This window comes from Halobacillus sp. BBL2006, assembly GCF_000786645.1.
In the GTDB taxonomy this organism is placed as follows: domain Bacteria; phylum Bacillota; class Bacilli; order Bacillales; family Halobacillaceae; genus Halobacillus.
In genome coordinates this window covers 1-1183 of record NZ_JRNX01000784.1, presented here as the reverse complement: position 1 = coordinate 1183, position 1183 = coordinate 1, and the positions used below count along the sequence as shown (strand labels likewise).

Sequence of the window (1183 nt, the reverse complement as noted above, 5' to 3'; positions counted from 1 at the left end):
ATTATATGGTGGCTCACATCACCGGCTTTTTGGTCAGTTTCGTCATTTCCTTTTACTTGAATACTTACTTTACGTACCGTGTGAAGCCGACCTTGAAGAAATTTTTGCAATTTCCATTAACCCAGGTCGTCAACCTTTCGACTTCTTCGTTTCTTGTCTATGCTCTAGTCGAATGGTTTTCGCTGAATAGCAACATTGCACCTATCATCGCCGTATTCTTTACCGTACCAATTACATTTGTTGTAACAAGTAAAATATTAAAGCAGTAATGGTGGTCGCAAAATGAAAAAATTCATCTGGATCTTACTAGGAAGTCTTGTAGTTTCAAGCTTTTCTCACCTCTTCTTTTTACAGGAGTGGGTCAATGGCGGGTATATGGCCGGGGCAAATGACGGGTTGAATCAGATGCTTCCCTTTAAACAATTAATCTATGAAAACTATACAAGCGGGAATTTCTTTTATTCTTTTCAGTTTGGGTTTGGTGGCGGGATTTTTGGTCAGCTTGGCTACTATTTTTCAACCAACCTTTTCTTTCTTTTGACCATAGCAGTCGTCTTCCTATTAGAACTTATGCACATCATCGATTCGCCTGATGTGCTCTTTTGGGCGCAATTGACTGTGTTCACGAGTATCATAAGGATGTCGGCTGTAATTTTAATAACAACTTATGTGTTCAGGTATTTTTCGATACGAACATTCCCAGCTTTCGTTGGTGCCACCTTATATGGGGCGAGCGTTATCTATTTTCGCCATGTCATCTATTGGGAATTCTACGCTGATGCTTTTTTACTCATCCCATTACTAGTCTTTGGTGTAGAGAAGATCATTCGCGAACAAAAGCCCCTATGGTTCGTATTCGCTCTTGCCGTCACCTTGTTCAATAATTTTTATTTTTCCTACATATCGTTACTCTTTATCGGCATCTATATTTTAGCCCGTTGGATCATTCCGTTAGGTAAACAGGAAACCGGTAAGCTGCAACAAGTTAAACTCTACCTTTTTTCTGGAGGACTTGGATTCGGGATCGCTTCCATCGCGTTTATACCGACTGTCTACGCGTACTTAAATAATTACCGACCTGCCTTCAACCAGGAAAGACCATTGTTGGATCTATCCGACAACCTTTTATTGGACAGCCGCACATTCTTACTCGCTGGCGTCGTTGTCGTTTTTTTATTTATGT

Annotated in this window: 2 protein-coding genes; both read left to right on the top strand. The window is 40.5% G+C overall.

Translation table 11 applies throughout. The annotated features are described in order from the left end of the window. The coding region (locus LD39_RS19665) for a GtrA family protein (protein WP_035552348.1) at positions 1–269 on the top strand (269 nt) is incomplete at its 5' end. Between the two features lie 13 nt (positions 270–282). Further along, the coding region (locus tag LD39_RS19660; RefSeq protein WP_035552345.1) for a YfhO family protein at positions 283–1183 on the top strand (901 nt) is incomplete at its 3' end.